This window comes from Pseudomonas sp. TH04 (assembly GCF_016651355.1).
In the GTDB taxonomy this organism is placed as follows: Bacteria; Pseudomonadota; Gammaproteobacteria; order Pseudomonadales; family Pseudomonadaceae; genus Aquipseudomonas; species Aquipseudomonas fluorescens.
The window spans coordinates 3,517,298-3,532,993 of record NZ_JAEKEA010000001.1 but is presented as its reverse complement, the minus strand read 5'-3'; the positions used below and the strand labels follow the sequence as shown (position 1 = coordinate 3,532,993).

At 62.0% G+C, this 15,696-nt stretch carries 15 protein-coding genes; 9 read left to right on the top strand and 6 right to left on the bottom strand.

Annotation, left to right across the window (positions count from 1 at the left end; genetic code table 11):
* Positions 1-66: 66 nt before the first annotated feature.
* Both hemF and aroE read left to right on the top strand, forming a co-directional pair.
* On the top strand, positions 67-999 hold the full coding sequence (gene hemF, locus JFT85_RS15770; RefSeq protein WP_053253623.1) for an oxygen-dependent coproporphyrinogen oxidase: 933 nt from the start codon (positions 67-69) through the stop codon (positions 997-999).
* Entirely contained in the window at positions 999-1,817 is an 819-nt protein-coding gene (gene aroE, locus JFT85_RS15765) for a shikimate dehydrogenase (protein ID WP_187602400.1), read from the top strand. The genes hemF and aroE overlap by 1 nt, the downstream gene beginning before the upstream one ends.
* Positions 1,818-1,945: 128 nt before the next feature.
* Here the strand turns inward: aroE and JFT85_RS15760 are convergent, their stop codons facing one another.
* From JFT85_RS15760 to betC, 3 genes are all read right to left on the bottom strand, one after another.
* Complete coding sequence (locus JFT85_RS15760) at positions 1,946-3,514, bottom strand: SulP family inorganic anion transporter (protein ID WP_053253625.1); 1,569 nt, start codon at positions 3,512-3,514, stop codon at positions 1,946-1,948.
* A 171-nt stretch (positions 3,515-3,685) separates the two neighbouring features.
* Entirely contained in the window at positions 3,686-4,606 is a 921-nt protein-coding gene (gene choX, locus JFT85_RS15755) for a choline ABC transporter substrate-binding protein (RefSeq protein ID WP_053253626.1), read from the bottom strand.
* 16 nt (positions 4,607-4,622) lie between these two features.
* Complete coding sequence (betC, locus tag JFT85_RS15750) at positions 4,623-6,137, bottom strand: choline-sulfatase (protein ID WP_201230099.1); 1,515 nt, start codon at positions 6,135-6,137, stop codon at positions 4,623-4,625.
* Positions 6,138-6,240: 103 nt separating this feature from the next.
* On the opposite strand from betC, the gene JFT85_RS15745 reads away from it, so the two are divergent.
* The 6 genes from JFT85_RS15745 to JFT85_RS15720 all read left to right on the top strand — a co-directional run bounded on the left by JFT85_RS15745 (position 6,241) and on the right by JFT85_RS15720 (position 11,979).
* Positions 6,241-7,191 (top strand): choline sulfate utilization transcriptional regulator, encoded by a 951-nt coding sequence (locus JFT85_RS15745; RefSeq protein WP_169876327.1) that lies wholly within the window; start codon positions 6,241-6,243, stop codon positions 7,189-7,191.
* A gap of 30 nt (positions 7,192-7,221) precedes the next feature.
* A complete protein-coding gene (locus JFT85_RS15740; RefSeq protein ID WP_073638265.1) occupies positions 7,222-7,548 on the top strand; it encodes a DOPA 4,5-dioxygenase family protein in 327 nt (108 codons plus the stop codon).
* Between the two features lie 162 nt (positions 7,549-7,710).
* Positions 7,711-8,670, top strand: coding sequence for a 2-dehydro-3-deoxygalactonokinase (locus tag JFT85_RS15735; RefSeq protein ID WP_073638264.1), 960 nt, complete (start codon positions 7,711-7,713; stop codon positions 8,668-8,670).
* Between the two features lies 1 nt (position 8,671).
* Positions 8,672-9,292, top strand: coding sequence for a 2-dehydro-3-deoxy-6-phosphogalactonate aldolase (locus JFT85_RS15730; protein ID WP_073638263.1), 621 nt, complete (start codon positions 8,672-8,674; stop codon positions 9,290-9,292).
* 61 nt (positions 9,293-9,353) lie between these two features.
* Positions 9,354-10,502, top strand: coding sequence for a galactonate dehydratase (gene dgoD / locus JFT85_RS15725; RefSeq protein WP_017137927.1), 1,149 nt, complete (start codon positions 9,354-9,356; stop codon positions 10,500-10,502).
* Between the two features lie 172 nt (positions 10,503-10,674).
* Positions 10,675-11,979 carry an MFS transporter gene (locus JFT85_RS15720; protein WP_053253632.1) on the top strand — a complete coding sequence of 435 codons (1,305 nt, stop codon included), beginning with the start codon at positions 10,675-10,677 and terminating at the stop codon, positions 11,977-11,979.
* Between the two features lie 80 nt (positions 11,980-12,059).
* Here the strand turns inward: JFT85_RS15720 and JFT85_RS15715 are convergent, their stop codons facing one another.
* The 3 genes from JFT85_RS15715 to trpB all read right to left on the bottom strand — a co-directional run bounded on the left by JFT85_RS15715 (position 12,060) and on the right by trpB (position 14,686).
* Positions 12,060-12,512: an anti-virulence regulator CigR family protein gene (locus JFT85_RS15715; RefSeq protein ID WP_053253633.1), complete on the bottom strand. Its 453-nt coding sequence runs from the start codon at positions 12,510-12,512 to the stop codon at positions 12,060-12,062.
* A gap of 138 nt (positions 12,513-12,650) precedes the next feature.
* Positions 12,651-13,460, bottom strand: a complete 810-nt coding sequence (gene trpA, locus JFT85_RS15710; RefSeq protein WP_069551781.1) for a tryptophan synthase subunit alpha — start codon at positions 13,458-13,460, stop codon at positions 12,651-12,653.
* Positions 13,460-14,686, bottom strand: a complete 1,227-nt coding sequence (gene trpB / locus JFT85_RS15705) for a tryptophan synthase subunit beta (protein ID WP_053253635.1) — start codon at positions 14,684-14,686, stop codon at positions 13,460-13,462. Before trpB ends, trpA begins: the two co-directional genes overlap by 1 nt.
* 110 nt (positions 14,687-14,796) lie before the next feature.
* Here trpB and JFT85_RS15700 point away from each other — a divergent pair, with 110 nt between their 5' ends.
* Positions 14,797-15,693 carry a LysR family transcriptional regulator gene (locus JFT85_RS15700; RefSeq protein WP_069551782.1) on the top strand — a complete coding sequence of 299 codons (897 nt, stop codon included), beginning with the start codon at positions 14,797-14,799 and terminating at the stop codon, positions 15,691-15,693.
* The last annotated feature ends 3 nt before the right edge of the window (positions 15,694-15,696 follow it).

The window sequence follows — 15,696 nt, the reverse complement described above, 5'->3', positions numbered from 1 at the left end:
CTGTGCGCCCATTTGCCGCCGACGCCCAATGGCCTCGCGTAGCTTTGCCCGATTCAAGGTGATGCCATGACTACCCGCACCGAGGCTGTTAAAGCCTACCTGCTTGACCTGCAAGACCGTATTTGCAGCGCCCTGGAAACCTTTGAGACGGACACTCGCTTTATCGAAGACGCCTGGACCCGGCCTGCGGGCGGCGGCGGTCGCACCCGTGTGATCGAAAACGGTTCGGTGATCGAAAAAGGCGGTGTTAACTTTTCCCACGTGTTTGGCAGCGGCCTCCCACCGTCCGCCAGCGCGCATCGTCCTGAGCTGGCCGGTCGTGGGTTTGAAGCCCTGGGCGTTTCGCTGGTGATCCACCCGCACAACCCCCATGTGCCGACGTCCCACGCCAACGTGCGCTTTTTCATCGCCGAAAAAGAAGGTGAAGAGCCGGTGTGGTGGTTCGGTGGCGGCTTCGACCTCACGCCGTATTACGGCAATGAAGAAGACTGTATCCATTGGCACCGCGTGGCCGAGCAGGCCTGTGCGCCGTTCGGCGCGGATGTGTACTCGCGTTACAAGGCCTGGTGCGACACCTACTTCCACATCAAGCATCGCAATGAGCCACGCGGTATTGGCGGCCTGTTCTTCGATGATTTGAACGAGTGGGACTTCGACACCTGCTTCGCCTTCATCCGCGCCATCGGCGACGCCTACATCGACGCCTACCTGCCGATCGTGCAGCGCCGCAAGGCCGCCGCCTACACCGAGCAGCAGCGTCAGTTCCAGGAGTTCCGCCGTGGGCGCTATGTCGAGTTCAACCTCGTCTATGACCGTGGCACCCTGTTCGGCCTGCAATCGGGCGGCCGTACCGAGTCGATCCTGATGTCGCTGCCGCCGCAGGTGCGCTGGAGCTATGACTGGAAAGCCGAGGCCGGTAGCGAAGAAGCGCGCCTCACTGATTACTTCCTGCAAGATCGCGACTGGCTCGGCATTGCCGCGCCCAAGGCAGCTGTCTGATGGACCGTTATGTCGTCTTCGGCAACCCCATCGGCCACAGCAAATCGCCGCTGATTCACCGTATGTTCGCCGCGCAAACCGGTGAGCAATTGGACTACAGCACCCTGCTTGCGCCGCTGGAGGATTTCACCGGCTGTGCCCGTGAGTTTTTTCAGCAAGGCCGTGGCGCCAACGTCACCGTGCCGTTCAAGGAAGACGCGTATCGCCTGGCCAACAGCCTGACCGAACGCGCCCAGCGCGCCGGCGCGGTGAACACCTTAAGCCAGTTGGCCGATGGCAGCCTGCTTGGCGATAACACTGATGGCGCGGGCCTTGTGCGCGACCTGACGGTGAACGCCGGGTTGAGCCTCAAAGGCAAGCGTATCCTGCTGCTGGGCGCCGGTGGCGCGGTACGTGGGGCGCTGGAGCCGTTGTTGGCTGAGCAACCGGCCTCGCTGATCATCGCCAATCGGACCGTGGCAAAAGCCGAGTTGCTCGCCGAACTGTTCGACGACCTGGGCCCGGTGTCTGCCAGCGGTTTCGACTGGCTGCGTGAGCCGGTGGACGTGATCATCAATGCCACGTCCGCCAGCCTGTCAGGCGATGTACCGCCGATTGCCGGCAGCCTGATCGAGCCGGGCAAGACCTTCTGCTACGACATGATGTACGCCAAGGAACCGACCGCGTTCTGTCGCTGGGCTGCTGAGCAAGGCGCGGCGGTGGCGATGGACGGTTTGGGCATGCTGGTGGAGCAGGCCGCAGAAGCCTTTTTCCTGTGGCGCGGTGTGCGCCCGGATTCGGCGCCGGTGTTGGCTGAGTTGCGTAGGCAGTTGGCCTGACACAAAGCGAATGTGGGCACAGTCAGTGTGGGAGCGGGCTTGCTCGCGAAAGCGGTGTGTCAGTCAATAATTACTTAACTGAGCCACCGCATTCGCGAGCAAGCCCGCTCCCACAGTCTTAACCGTGTTTATTCTTCAAAATGGATGGGGCAGTTGTCGGCCCCTTCCAATTTCTTTAATTCTTCCACTACCTGCGGCCTGGCTCGACGCAACGTCAGGCTACGTCCCGCTCTGTGCAAACGCCGCGCCTCCTGGTGCAACATTTCCACCCCGGAATAGTCGATAAAGTTGATCTGTTGCGCCTCGATCACCACCCGCTCGCCTTGCAGGCTTTGCAGGCGTACTTGCAGGTAATGGCTGGCGCCAAAAAAAATCGAGCCGCCGACCCGCAATACATCCTCGTCACCGTCACGCCATTGCTGAACCCGTGGTTGCGACGTGCGTTTGAGGTAGAAAAACAGCGACGCCAGCACCCCCGCGTAAATCGCTGTTTGTAGCTCCAGCAGCAAGGTGGCCACGCAGGTCAGGCTCATCACCACAAACTCGGCCCGGCTCACGCGAAACAATGCGCGAATGCCGCGGTGGTCCACCAGGCCCCAGCAGATCAACAGGATGCTCGCGGCCATGCTGGGAATCGGAATGTGCGCGATCAACGCCGCGCCGAACAGCGCAAACAGCGCCACCCACGCGGCCGAAAACACACCTGCCAAGGGCGAACACGCGCCTGCCTCGTAGCTGAGGCCGGAACGCGTAAAGGAACCGGCTGACAAGTAGCCAGAGAAAAATCCGCCGACGATATTGGATAAACCCTGCGCCCGGACTTCCTGATTGGCGTCGAGTAACTGCTGCGAGCGCGCCGACAGCGAACGGGCAATCGACAGGCTCGTCACCAGCCCCAGCATGCCCACCGCCACGGCGCTGGGCAGCAGGCGCAGGAGCATATCCAGGTCCATCGGCAATGGGCTGAATGGCGGCAGTTTGCCCACGAACGAACTGACCAGCGCCACCTGGCCAAACATCGTCGGCCACAGCCACGCGGCCAGGCTGCCCAGAGACAGAGCGATCAATAGCGTGGGCCAGCGTGGCATCAGGTACTTGAGCAATGCGCCCACCAGCAAGGTGCCCAAGCCAAGGGCGAGTGAGGCATGGTCCCACTCGCCAGCATGGTTGATCAGCGCCAACAGGCTATTGATCGCCGTGGCCTCGCTTGGTAACTCCAGCCCCAGCAGGTTGGGTAACTGCCCCAATGCAATCACCACGGCAGCCCCCAGGGTGAAACCCAGCACCACGGAATGGGAGACGAAATTCACCAGCGCGCCGAAGCGCAGCATGCCCAACAACCACTGGAAAACGCCGGCGAGGAAGGTCAGCAACAGGATCAAGGTGATGTAGTCCTGCGACCCCGGCACGGCCAATGGACTGATACTGGCGTAGAGCACGATGGAAATCGCCGCCGTCGGGCCACAGATCAGGTGCCAGGAGGAGCCCCAGAGGCAGGCGATCAGCACCGGAATAATCGCGGCGTATAAGCCGTATTCGGGTGGGAGACCGGCGATCAGCGCGTAGGCAATCGACTGCGGCAGCGCGAGTACCGCGCCGCTGAGGCCGACCATCGCATCCCGGCCGACACTGGCGCGGGTTTGGCGCGGGAGCCAGGCGAGGAAGGGCAAGAGTGTATGGCGGTTGAGCCGGGGCATCGCAAACTCGGTCGAAAGGGTTGGCTCAGAGTATCAGTCCACACCGACCCCTGTGGGAGCGGGGGTGTGTGGGAGCTGGCTTGCCTGCGATCCAGGCACCTCGGTAATACCGATACACCGCGGTGATGCTATCGCAGGCAAGCCAGCTCCCACAGGGATTAGCGTTTGGCATTAGAGTTTGGCTTTTACCGCCGCTAACGCATCCTGGCCATCCACGGTTTTTACGCCATCGAGCCATTTATCCAGCACCGCCGGATTCGCCTTGATCCACGCCTTCGCCGCGTCGGCATTGCTGACCTTGTTATTGGCCACCTCAGCCATGATGCTGTTTTCCATGTCCTGGGTAAAACTCAGGTTGGTCAGCAGCTTCCCGACATTCGGGCAGGCCTGTGCATAACCCTTGCGGGTCAGAGTAAACACGCTGCCTTTGTCACCGAAGTACTTCTCGCCACCCTTGAGGTAATGCATTTTCAACTGCACGTTCATCGGGTGCGGTGTCCAGCCGAGGAAGGTGACGAAGCGCTGTTTCTTCACCGCGCGCGACACCTCAGCCAGCATCGCCTGCTCACTCGACTCGATCAGCTTCCACTGGCCCAGGTCGAAGTCGTTCTTCTTGATGATCTCCTGCAGCGAGATATTCGCCGGCGCGCCGGAGCCGATGCCGTAGATCTTTTTGTCGAACTTATCCGCAAACCTGTTCAAGTCAGCAAAGTCATGCACCCCGGCGTCCCACACATAGTCCGGGACGGCGAGGGTGAACTCGGTGCCGTCGAGGTTTTTCGCCAGTTGCACCACGTCGCCATTGGCCACGAACTTGTCATAGAAGCCCTGCTGCGCCGGCATCCAGTTACCCAGGAACACATCCACCTGGCCGTCCTTGAGACCGCCAAACGTAATCGGCACCGCCAGGGTGTCGACCTTGGCCTTGTAGCCCATGCCGTTCAACAGAAAACCGGTGATGGCATTGGTGGCGGCGATATCGCTCCAGCCCGGATCGGCCATCTTCACGGTATCGCAGCTTGAGTCGGCATAGGCGCCGGCGCTGCTCAACGCCAGCAGTGCAACGCTCAACACGGTGGATAACTTTTGCATGGCCTTCCCCTCAGTTTTATTGGTTTTGGCAGGGTTGTGGATAACGTGCCTTGCGCTCCAGATCGTCGAGGTCGATATGGTTGCGCATGTATTGCTGACTGGCGTCTACCAGTGGCTGGTGGTCCCAGCTCTTCAGCTTGCCCTGGGTCAGCGCCTCAAATACCAGGCGACGACGGCGTTGGCTGGCGAGCACCTGCTGGTGGATCGCCGGGATGTCCCATTTGGCCCGCGCCTCACGCAAAAACGCCTCGAACAGTGGCCGGTGTTCCGGTGATTGGCTGAGGTCTTCCCGCTCGTGCGGGTCGTTGCGTACATCAAACAGTAGGCACGGATCGTCCTCGCTGTAGATGAACTTGTAAGTGCCACGGCGAATCATCATCAGCGGGCTGATGGTGCCTTCGGCCATGTATTCACCGAACACTTCGTCGTGCCCGCCCAGCCGCTGCAAGTGCGGGACCAGTGAGCGGCCGTCCAGCGGCAAACGCGGGTCCAGTTCACCGCCGGCCAGTTCCACCAGTGTCGGCAACAGGTCGGCCGTCGACACGGCCCGAGACACGCGGCCAGCGGCAAACTGGCCTGGCGCACTGACCAGCAGCGGCACGCGGGCGGCCATTTCAAACCAGTGCATTTTGTACCAGAGGCCGCGCTCGCCGAGCATGTCGCCGTGGTCGCCGGAGAAGATGATGATGGTGTCATCGGCCAGCCCGGTGTCTTGCAGGGTTTGCAGGAGTTTGCCGACGTTGCTGTCGATATAGCTGCATGCGCCGAAGTAGGCGCGGCGGGCATCACGGATCTTGTTCAGCGGCAGCGGCTTGTCCCACAGGTCATACACCTTGAGCAGGCGTTGGGAGTGCGGGTCGAGGTCGGCCTGGGCTGGCGTCGTAGGCAATGGGATGTCGCTGTCGTCGTACAGGTCCCAGAACGGTTTGGGAATCGTGTACGGGTCATGTGGGTGAGTCATCGACACGGTCAGGCAGAACGGCTGGTCGCCGTCTTCACGAATATGGTCGAACAAATACTGCTGGGCCTTGAACACCACCTCTTCGTCAAAATCCAGCTGGTTGGTGCGCACGCACGGGCCGGCTTGCAGCACCGAAGACATGTTGTGATACCAGGTGGGGCGCACGTCCGGCTCGTCCCAATTCACCGCCCAGCCATAGTCGGCGGGGTAGATGTCACTGGTCAGGCGTTCTTCGTAACCGTGCAGTTGGTCTGGCCCGCAAAAGTGCATTTTGCCGGACAACGCGGTGCGGTAGCCCAGGCGACGCAAGTAATGGGCGTAAGTCGGCACATCGGCGGGGAAATCCGCCGCGTTGTCGTAGGCGCCAATCTTGCTCGGCAACTGGCCACTGACCAGGGTGAAACGCGACGGCGCACACAACGGGCTGTTGCAATAAGCAGCGTCGAACACCACGCCCTGTTCGGCGAGGTGGCTCAGGTTGGGCAGCTTGATCGGGGAAGGTCCGTAGAACGGAAGCATCGGCGCGGCCATTTGATCGGCCATGATGAAAAGAATGTTCTTGCGCTTCATGAGTCTTCGGCATTCCATAGGCGGTGTTTATGCGAATGAGCATGCAGCCCATGGAAAATGGGGTAAAGCCCATGAAAAGCAATGTCTAGGATAAGCACAGCTTATGTATGAAGCCCTCGGCGATTTATCCCTCGACCTGCTGCGCGCTTTCGAAGCGGCGGCACGCCATCGCAGCTTCACCGCCGCCGCGATGGAATTGGGCACCACTCAGCCGGCCATCAGCCAGCAAATCAAGCGCCTTGAAGAACAGCTGGCGATCCGCCTGTTTGATCGCATCTACCGCGGCATCGAACTGACCGACGCTGGCGCGCTGTTGTTCGAGCACGTCCAGGGCGGCTTGCAGGCGATCAATTCGGGCCTCAGCGCGATCACTCAACAGGACCAGCATGAAGTGCTGCAAGTGGCCACCGACTTTGCCTTTGCCGCCTACTGGCTGATGCCGCGCCTGCATCGCTTCCACCAGGCCAACCCACACGTTGACGTGAGCCTGGTCACCAGCGAGCGCAACCACGCCACCTTGCGCAGCGATATCGACGTGGCAGTGTTGTTCGGCGACGGTCGTTTCAAGCAGGGCGACAGTCTTTGGCTGTTCAATGAGGAAGTGTTCCCGGTGTGCAGCCCGCAATGGCTGAAGGACCAGGCCACCGCGTTGACCGTGCAGACCTTGCCGGACTATCCCCTGTTGCACCTGCGCCAGGAAAACAACAGCCAGTGGTTCGACTGGAGCGGCGTGTTTCGCGAGCTGGGCATCACCGCCGTGCCCACCCCTGGCCAATTACGCTTCGACAACTACACCCTGCTGATCCAGGCCGCGATTGCTGGCCAGGGCGTGGCCATCGGCTGGCGCCATTTGGTGGATAACCTGCTGGAACAGAACTGGCTGTGCCGACCGATCACCGACACGGTGATCTCGCGTTTTGGCTATTACGTGGTGCAGCCCCAGCGAAAGCGCCGCGGTCAGTTAGTCGAGCGCTTTGTCGACTGGCTGGTGGCCGAGCAAGCCAGCAGCGCGCAATCGTTGACCGGGCTGGCCCTGCCGTCGATTGCGGTCTAGGATCGGGGCCTACTGGATGCGGATTTCTCCATGCAACGTATCAAGGGCTACCACGCCCATATCTACTTCGACGCCAGCACTATCGGCCAGGCGCGCAACCTGTGCGAAGACGCGGCGCGCCTGTTCCCGCTGCGCATGGGCCGTGTGCACGAACGGCCAGTGGGCCCGCACCCTGACTGGAGCTGCCAACTGGCATTCGAGCCGGAGTACATCGGCGTCGTGCTGCCGTGGTTGGCGTTGCATCGCGAAGGCCTGGTGGTGTTTCTGCACCCTGAGACCGGCGATGACTTGAAGGACCACACCGATTACGCGATCTGGATGGGCGCAATGCGCGCGCTGGACCTGTCTGTTTTTTAACCAGTGTCCAAACAAATCCCGTTCCCTTGTGCAAAGGCGACGGGATTTTTTTCATGATTACCCAATATATGGGACTGTTATTTATATATTGAGATCTCGCCAGCCATAGGTTTATATTCGCCCATCTGCTTTTTTCAGCACCCACTCATTTCAGGTGAAGCGATGCAGGCGCAATTGATCGCGCTCGACTGGGGGACCAGCTCCCTTCGTGCTTATAAACTCGGGCCGGCCGGCGAGGTGCTGGAACAGCGCTCGCTGGCATTCGGCATCATGCACCTGCCCACTGAGCCGCGGGAGATTGCCGGCGTTCGCTGCAGCGATGGCTTCGAGTTGGCGTTCGATGCCGCCTGCGGCGACTGGCTCGACGCCGAACCCAACTTGCCGGTGATCGCCTGCGGCATGGTGGGCAGCGCCCAGGGTTGGAGCGAGGCGGCCTATCGCAATACGCCAGTCGATGTCGCCAGCCTGGGCCAGGCGCTCCACACAGTGCGCAGCCTGCGCGGGGTGGATGTGCATATCGTGCCTGGCGTGATCGAACAGGTCGGCTTGCCCAATGTGATGCGCGGCGAAGAAACCCAAGTGCTGGGCGTGCTGCAAGGCCTTGAGGCCGAGGTCCTGATTGGTCTGCCCGGCAGTCATTCCAAATGGGTCGAGGTGAAAGGCGGCTGCATCACTCATTTCGACACCTTCATGACCGGCGAGCTGTTCGCGGTGCTGAGCAAGCACAGCCTCCTCGGGCGTACTCAAAAAACATCCGAACACTTCCAGGCCGAGGCATTTGATCGCGGCGTGAACGTGGCGTTATCAGCAGATGGCCAACGTGGCGTGCTCTCGACGCTGTTCAGCGCGCGCACCCTGGGCTTGACCGCGCAACTGGCACCCGAACAGCAACCGGATTATCTGTCCGGCCTGCTCATTGGCCATGAACTCGCCGGTTTGCCGCGCCAGGCGAAACACCAACCCATCGTCCTAGTCGGCGCCGCACCGCTCTGCGCCCGCTACCAACGCGCCCTCGCGCTGTGCGGTTTCGCCCCGGTCAGCCTGGCGCAGGAAGCCACCGAGCGCGGCTTGTGGCAACTGGCAGTCGCGGCCGGGCTCACTCAACCTGTATCGGAGGCCTGACATGCTCAAGCAAGCACTCGCACACAATGGTTTGATCGCAATCCTGCGCGGTATACGACCGGACGAAGCGGAGGCGGTTGGCCAGGTGCTCTATCAGGCTGGCTTTCGCGTGATTGAAGTACCGCTGAACTCCCCCGACCCTTACACCAGCATCCGTACGCTGCGCAGCAGCCTGCCCGCCGATTGCCTGATCGGCGCGGGTACGGTGTTGACGCCGGAGCAAGTGGCGCAGGTGAAAGCGGCCGGCGGCCAGGTGATTGTCATGCCCCACAGCGACGCCAAGGTGCTACGTGCTGCGAAAGCGGCGGGCCTGTACCTGTCGCCGGGTGTCGCCACGCCGACCGAAGCCTTCGCCGCGCTGGCCGAGGGTGCCGACGTATTGAAGCTCTTCCCGGCCGAGCAAATGGGCCCGGCGGTGATCAAGGCGTGGCTGGCGGTATTGCCGACGGGCACGTTGCTGCTGCCGGTCGGCGGTGTGACCCCGGACAACATGCAGGTGTATTTCGACGCCGGCGCGAAGGGCTTCGGCCTGGGTTCCGGGTTGTTCAAGCCGGGTATGTCGGTGGCGCAAGTCGCCAGCAGCGCCCAGGCCTATGTCGCGGCCTGGAACGCGCTTAACTGATGCCCCTGAACTGAGTGCAAGCTTTGCGCCTTGGGCGCTGCATCGACAAGAGAGATAAGAGATGAAAATCACCAAACTGACTACCTTCATCGTGCCGCCGCGCTGGTGCTTCCTCAAGGTTGAAACCGACCAGGGCGTGACCGGTTGGGGCGAGCCCGTGGTTGAAGGTCGCGCCCACACGGTGGCGGCTGCCGTCGAAGAGCTCAGCGACTACCTGATCGGCAAAGACCCACGCAATATCGAAGACATCTGGACCGTGCTCTACCGGGGCGGCTTCTACCGTGGCGGCGCCGTGCACATGAGTGCCCTGGCCGGTATCGACCAGGCGCTGTGGGATATCAAGGGCAAGGCGCTTGGCGTATCGGTCAGCGACCTGTTGGGCGGCCAGGTGCGCGACAAGATCCGCGTGTATTCATGGATCGGCGGCGATCGCCCGGCCGACACCGCCCGCGCCGCCAAAGAGGCGGTCGCGCGTGGTTTTACCGCAGTGAAAATGAACGGTACTGAAGAACTGCAGTTCGTCGACAGCTTTGAAAAAGTCGACCTGGCCCTGGCCAACGTGGCTGCCGTGCGCGACGCCGTCGGCCCTAACGTCGGCATCGGCGTCGACTTCCATGGCCGCGTGCACAAGCCCATGGCCAAGGTGCTGATGAAAGAGTTGGACCCGTACAAACTGATGTTTATCGAAGAGCCAGTGCTCAGTGAAAACTATGAGGCGCTGAAAGAACTGGCGCCGCTGACCAGCACGCCGATCGCCCTCGGCGAGCGGTTGTTCTCGCGGTGGGACTTCAAGCGCGTGCTCAGCGAAGGTTACGTCGACATCATCCAGCCGGACGCGTCCCACGCCGGCGGCATCACCGAAACCCGCAAGATCGCCAACATGGCCGAAGCCTACGACGTGGCCCTGGCCCTGCACTGCCCGCTGGGTCCGATTGCCCTGGCGGCCTGCCTGCAACTGGACGCGGTTTGCTACAACGCGTTTATCCAGGAGCAAAGCCTGGGCATCCACTACAACGAGAGCAACGACTTGCTCGACTACGTGCGCGACCCGGGCGTGTTCGACTATGACAAAGGCTTTGTGAAGATCCCCAATGGGCCGGGCCTGGGCATCGAGATCAACGAAGAGTATGTGATCGAACGCGCGGCCATCGGCCACCGCTGGCGCAACCCGATCTGGCGCCATGCCGACGGCAGCTTCGCCGAGTGGTAAGCCCCTCCTGAGGAAACACAGTCAATGTGGGAGCTGGCTTGCCGGCGATATCGGTGGGCCAGCTTGCATCTCTGGCGCAGGTATACCGCCATCCAGGCAAGCCAGCTCCCACACTGACCGCGTTCGTTCAGCCAGATTTGTCCTCAATAACCATAAGAAGAGGCACTCCCCCATGCACCCTGAATCCTTCACCGGGCAGGCGTCTTTAGTCACGCCCAGCAGAAAGCGTTTCTTCATCATGGTGTTGCTGTTTATCACCGTGGTGATCAACTACCTCGACCGCAGCAACCTGTCGATTGCCGCCCCGGCGCTGACCAGCGAGCTGGGGATCGACCCAGTGCACGTCGGGCTGATCTTCTCGGCTTTCGGCTGGACCTACGCCGCCATGCAGATCCCCGGCGGCTGGCTGGTCGACCGGGTGCCGCCGCGCATTCTCTACACCGTCGCCCTGCTGCTGTGGTCGATTGCCACCGTGCTGCTCGGGTTCGCCGCCAGCTTTATCGCGCTGTTCGTGCTGCGTATGGCGGTGGGTGCGCTGGAAGCGCCGGCCTACCCGATCAACAGCCGCGTGGTCACCACCTGGTTTCCGGAACGCGAGCGCGCCACGGCGATTGGTGTTTACACCTCGGGGCAATTTGTCGGGCTCGCCTTTCTCACGCCGGTACTGGCCTGGCTGCAGCACGCGTTTGGCTGGCACATGGTGTTCGTCGCCACCGGGGGTGTGGGCATTCTGTGGGCGCTGATCTGGTACGCGGTGTACCGCGAGCCGAAGGATTTCAAAGGCGCCAACGCGGCTGAAATCGAACTGATCCGCGACGGTGGCGGGCTGGTGGATATCCAGGCGCAAACGGCCAAGGCGCCGTTCAGTTGGGTCGACCTGAGGGTGGTGCTGAGCCAGCGCAAGTTGTGGGGCATCTACCTGGGGCAGTTCTGCCTGAACTCCACGCTGTGGTTCTTCCTGACGTGGTTCCCGACCTACCTGGTGAAATACCGGGGCATGGACTTCATCAAGTCCGGGTTGTTGGCGTCGTTGCCGTTTCTCGCCGCATTTGTCGGCGTGCTGTGTTCGGGGATTTTTTCTGATTGGCTGATTCGCCGGGGCGCGTCGGTAGGCTTTGCGCGCAAGTTGCCGATCATTGGCGGGCTGCTGATTTCCACGGCGATCATCGGCGCCAACTATGTGGACTCGACAGCGTGGGTGATTGCGTTTCTGGCGCTAGCGTTTTTCGGCAATGGCTTGGCGTCGATCACCTGGTCGCTGGTATCGACCTTGGCGCCTGCGCGTTTGTTGGGGCTCACCGGGGGCGTGTTTAACTTTATCGGTAACTTGTCGGCGATTACCACGCCGATAGTGATCGGCTTTCTGGCCAGTGGTGATTCATTTGCGCCAGCGATTACCTACATCGCGGTGCTGGCATTGCTCGGGGCGCTTTCCTACGTGTTGCTGGTGGGCAAAGTCGAACGCATCGAACTGTAAACCCATTATCAGGGCGGCGGCTGACCCCTGTGGCAAGCCCGCTCGCTTCAACAAGCCGGCTTGCCACCCAAGCATTGCGGTCAGTTGAGCACGCCGTTCAGGATTTCGTAGACGATCCCCGTGCCCACCGCGATCAACACCACGTCCGGCCCGGAACGGCGCCATTCATACCCTGGGTAAACCGGCAGGCGTGCCAGGGCGCGATTGTCGAGACGTTCACCGTAATAGCCGCGTGGCAGGGGCTGGCCGCGAACCAGACGTACATTCGGCGGCGGCGGTGCGCCGCGCGAGAATTGGCCGTGGTTGTCGTGGATGATCTGCCGCACCGGGCCGAAGTCCTGAGGTGGGCCGCCGCGACGGTTGTCCGGCGGGCCGCGATGGTCGTCGCCACGTTGCTCGTGCTGGCCTTGCGGGCCGCCACGGCCGGGGCCGTCGCCATCACCCCGTTGGTCAGGCGGCGCGGCCTGCACCAAGGCACTCGCGCCGAGCATCAGCACGCCGAGACCGGCGATCAAGCGTTTAGGCATTTTCATGGGGTGTTTCCTCAGTACTGCACCAACAAAAAAGGGATTTCGAACCGAGTTCGAAATCCCTTGGTCTTGTCAGTTTAGGTACTGATTCGACAGTATGATTCCTCTGTATCAGGAACTTTACCTACCGCTACATGGCGTTTACTTACGGGCGTTGCGGACACCTTCCGACAGCGCCGCGCACAAGCCCAATACGCCATCAATCGCTTGCTGATCATTTTTGGCATTGGCAATGTGGTCGATCAGCGCCGAACCCACCACCACACCGTCAGCCAAGCGTGCGATGGCCGCAGCCTGCTCAGGCGTGCGGATACCAAAACCGATGCTGATGGGCAGGTCGGTGTGGCGGCGCAAGCGGGTCACCGCTTCTTCAACGTGTTCCAGGGTGGCCGCACCGGCACCGGTGACACCGGCTACCGACACGTAATACACAAAGCCGGAGCTGCCGTTGAGCACGGTCGGCAGGCGTACGTCATCGGTGGTTGGCGTGGTCAGGCGGATAAAGTCGAGGCCTGCTGCCTGGGCCGGGTCGCACAGCTCGCCGTTATGCTCAGGCGGCATGTCGACCACGATCAGGCCATCAACGCCGGCTTCTTTCGCGTCGGTGATGAACTGTGGCACACCGTATTTGTGGATCGGGTTGAAGTAACCCATCAGCACCAGTGGTGTGTCGTTATTGCCCTGGCGGAACTCGCGAACCATCTGCAGGGTTTTCGCCAGATTCTGCTTGGCTTCCAGCGCGCGGATGTTGGCCAGTTGAATCGCCGGGCCGTCGGCCATCGGGTCGGTGAAGGGCATGCCCAGCTCGATCACGTCGGCGCCGGCCGCCGGCAAACCCTTGAGGATCGCCAGCGAGGTGTCATAACCCGGGTCGCCGGCGGTGACGAAGGTCACCAGGGCCGCGCGGTTTTGTACTTTCAGCTGCGCAAAGCGGGTTTGCAGGCGGCTCATCAGTGTTTCTCCTGCTGGGACTGTTCCATGTGGTGCATCACGGTCTGCATGTCTTTGTCGCCACGGCCGGAGAGGTTGACCACCATCAGGTGATCCTTCGGCAGATTCGGTGCGCGTTTGAACACTTCGGCCAAGGCGTGGGCGGTTTCCAGTGCGGGAATAATCCCTTCCAGGCGGCAGCATTTGTGGAATGCGATCAGGGCCTCGTCGTCGGTCACCGAGGTGTATTGGGCGCGGCCGATATCATGCAACCAGGCATGCTCAGGGCCGATGCCGGGGTAGTCGAGGCCGGCGGAAATCGAGTGGGCGTCGATGATCTGGCCGTCGTCGTCCTGCAGCAGGAAGGTGCGGTTGCCGTGCAGCACGCCCGGTACGCCGCCGTTGAGGCTGGCGGCATGCTTGCCGGTTTCGATGCCGTAGCCGGCTGCTTCAACACCGATAATCTCGACGCTGGCGTCATCCAGGAACGGGTGGAACAGGCCCATGGCGTTGGAGCCACCGCCGATGCAGGCCACCAGGCTGTCCGGCAAGCGGCCTTCCTGGGCTTGCATCTGGGTGCGGGTTTCCTTGCCGATCACGGCCTGGAAGTCGCGCACCATCGCCGGGTACGGGTGCGGGCCGGCCACGGTGCCGATCAGGTAGAAGGTGTCGTCGACGTTGGTCACCCAGTCACGCAGGGCTTCGTTCATTGCGTCCTTGAGGGTGCCGGTGCCAGCGACCACCGGGATCACTTCGGCGCCCAGCAGCTTCATGCGGAACACGTTGGCCTGTTGGCGCTCGATGTCGGTGGTGCCCATGTAGATCACACAGTCGAGGCCAAAGCGTGCGGCCACGGTGGCGGTTGCCACGCCGTGCATGCCGGCGCCGGTCTCGGCGATGATGCGTTTTTTGCCCATGCGCCGCGCCAGCAGGATCTGGCCGATGCAGTTGTTGATCTTGTGCGCGCCGGTGTGGTTCAGCTCTTCGCGCTTGAGGTAGATCTTGGCACCGCCGCAGAACTCAGTCAGGCGCTCGGCGAAATACAGCGGGCTTGGGCGTCCGACGTAGTCGCGCTGGAAGTAGGCCAGTTCTTCGTTGAAAGCCGGATCAATCTTCGCCGCTTCGTATTCGCGGGCCAGGTCGAGGATCAACGGCATCAGGGTTTCAGCGACGTAGCGGCCGCCGAACGCGCCAAAGAGGCCGTTGGCGTCGGGGCCGTTGCGCAGGTCGGTCTGGGACTGAGTCATGGGGCGCTCCAGGAAATAATTCGTGTGAGAGGCAATGACGGTCACTCTACCCCTCACATCCGGCGCTGAAAACCGATAAGATCGCCGTAACCTGTCAGGAAAACTCACAGATGAGCCGAGACCTTCCGCCCCTCAATGCCCTGCGCGCGTTCGAAGCCACTGCCCGGCTCAACAGCGTCAGCCAGGCCGCTGAGCAACTGCATGTGACCCACGGTGCCGTCAGTCGCCAGTTGAAGGTGCTGGAAGAGCATTTGGGTGTCAGCCTGTTCGTCAAGGACGGGCGCGGCCTTAAACTCACAGATGCCGGTGTGCGCCTGCGCGACGCGAGTGCCGAAGCCTTCGAGCGCTTGAGGGACGTGTGCGCAGAACTCACCCAAGCCAGCGCCGATGCGCCCTTCGTGCTGGGCTGCTCGGGCAGCTTGTTGGCGCGCTGGTTGATCCCGCGCCTGGGCCGCTTGAACGCAGACTTACCGGACCTGCGCCTGCACCTGTCCGCCGGTGACGGCGACCTTGATCCTCGGCGGCCCGGTCTTGACGCCCTGCTGGTTTTCGCCGAACCGCCGTGGCCGGTGGATATGCAAGTGTACGAACTGGCCAGCGAGCGGATTGGCCCGGTGATGAGCCCGCGCTTCGCCGGTTATGAGCCTCTGCGTCATGCACCTGCCTCGGCGTTGTGTGGCGAAGCGCTGTTGCACACCACCTCGCGCCCGCAGGCCTGGCCCAGTTGGGCGCAGCAACACGGCATCGAGCCCGGCGCGCTGAAACTCGGCCAGGGTTTTGAGCATTTGTATTATTTGCTGGAGGCGGCTGTTGCCGGGCTGGGAGTGGCGATTGCACCTGAACCGCTGGTGGCAGAGGACCTGCGAGCGGGTCGCCTGGTGGCGCCGTGGGGTTTCAGTGAAACCCCGGCGCACCTGGCGTTGTGGCTACCCAAACGCGCCGCAGACGGGCGCGCCGGTCAGCTGGCGCAGTGGCTCAAGGCAGAGCTGCTGCGCCAACCGCTGTAGCCG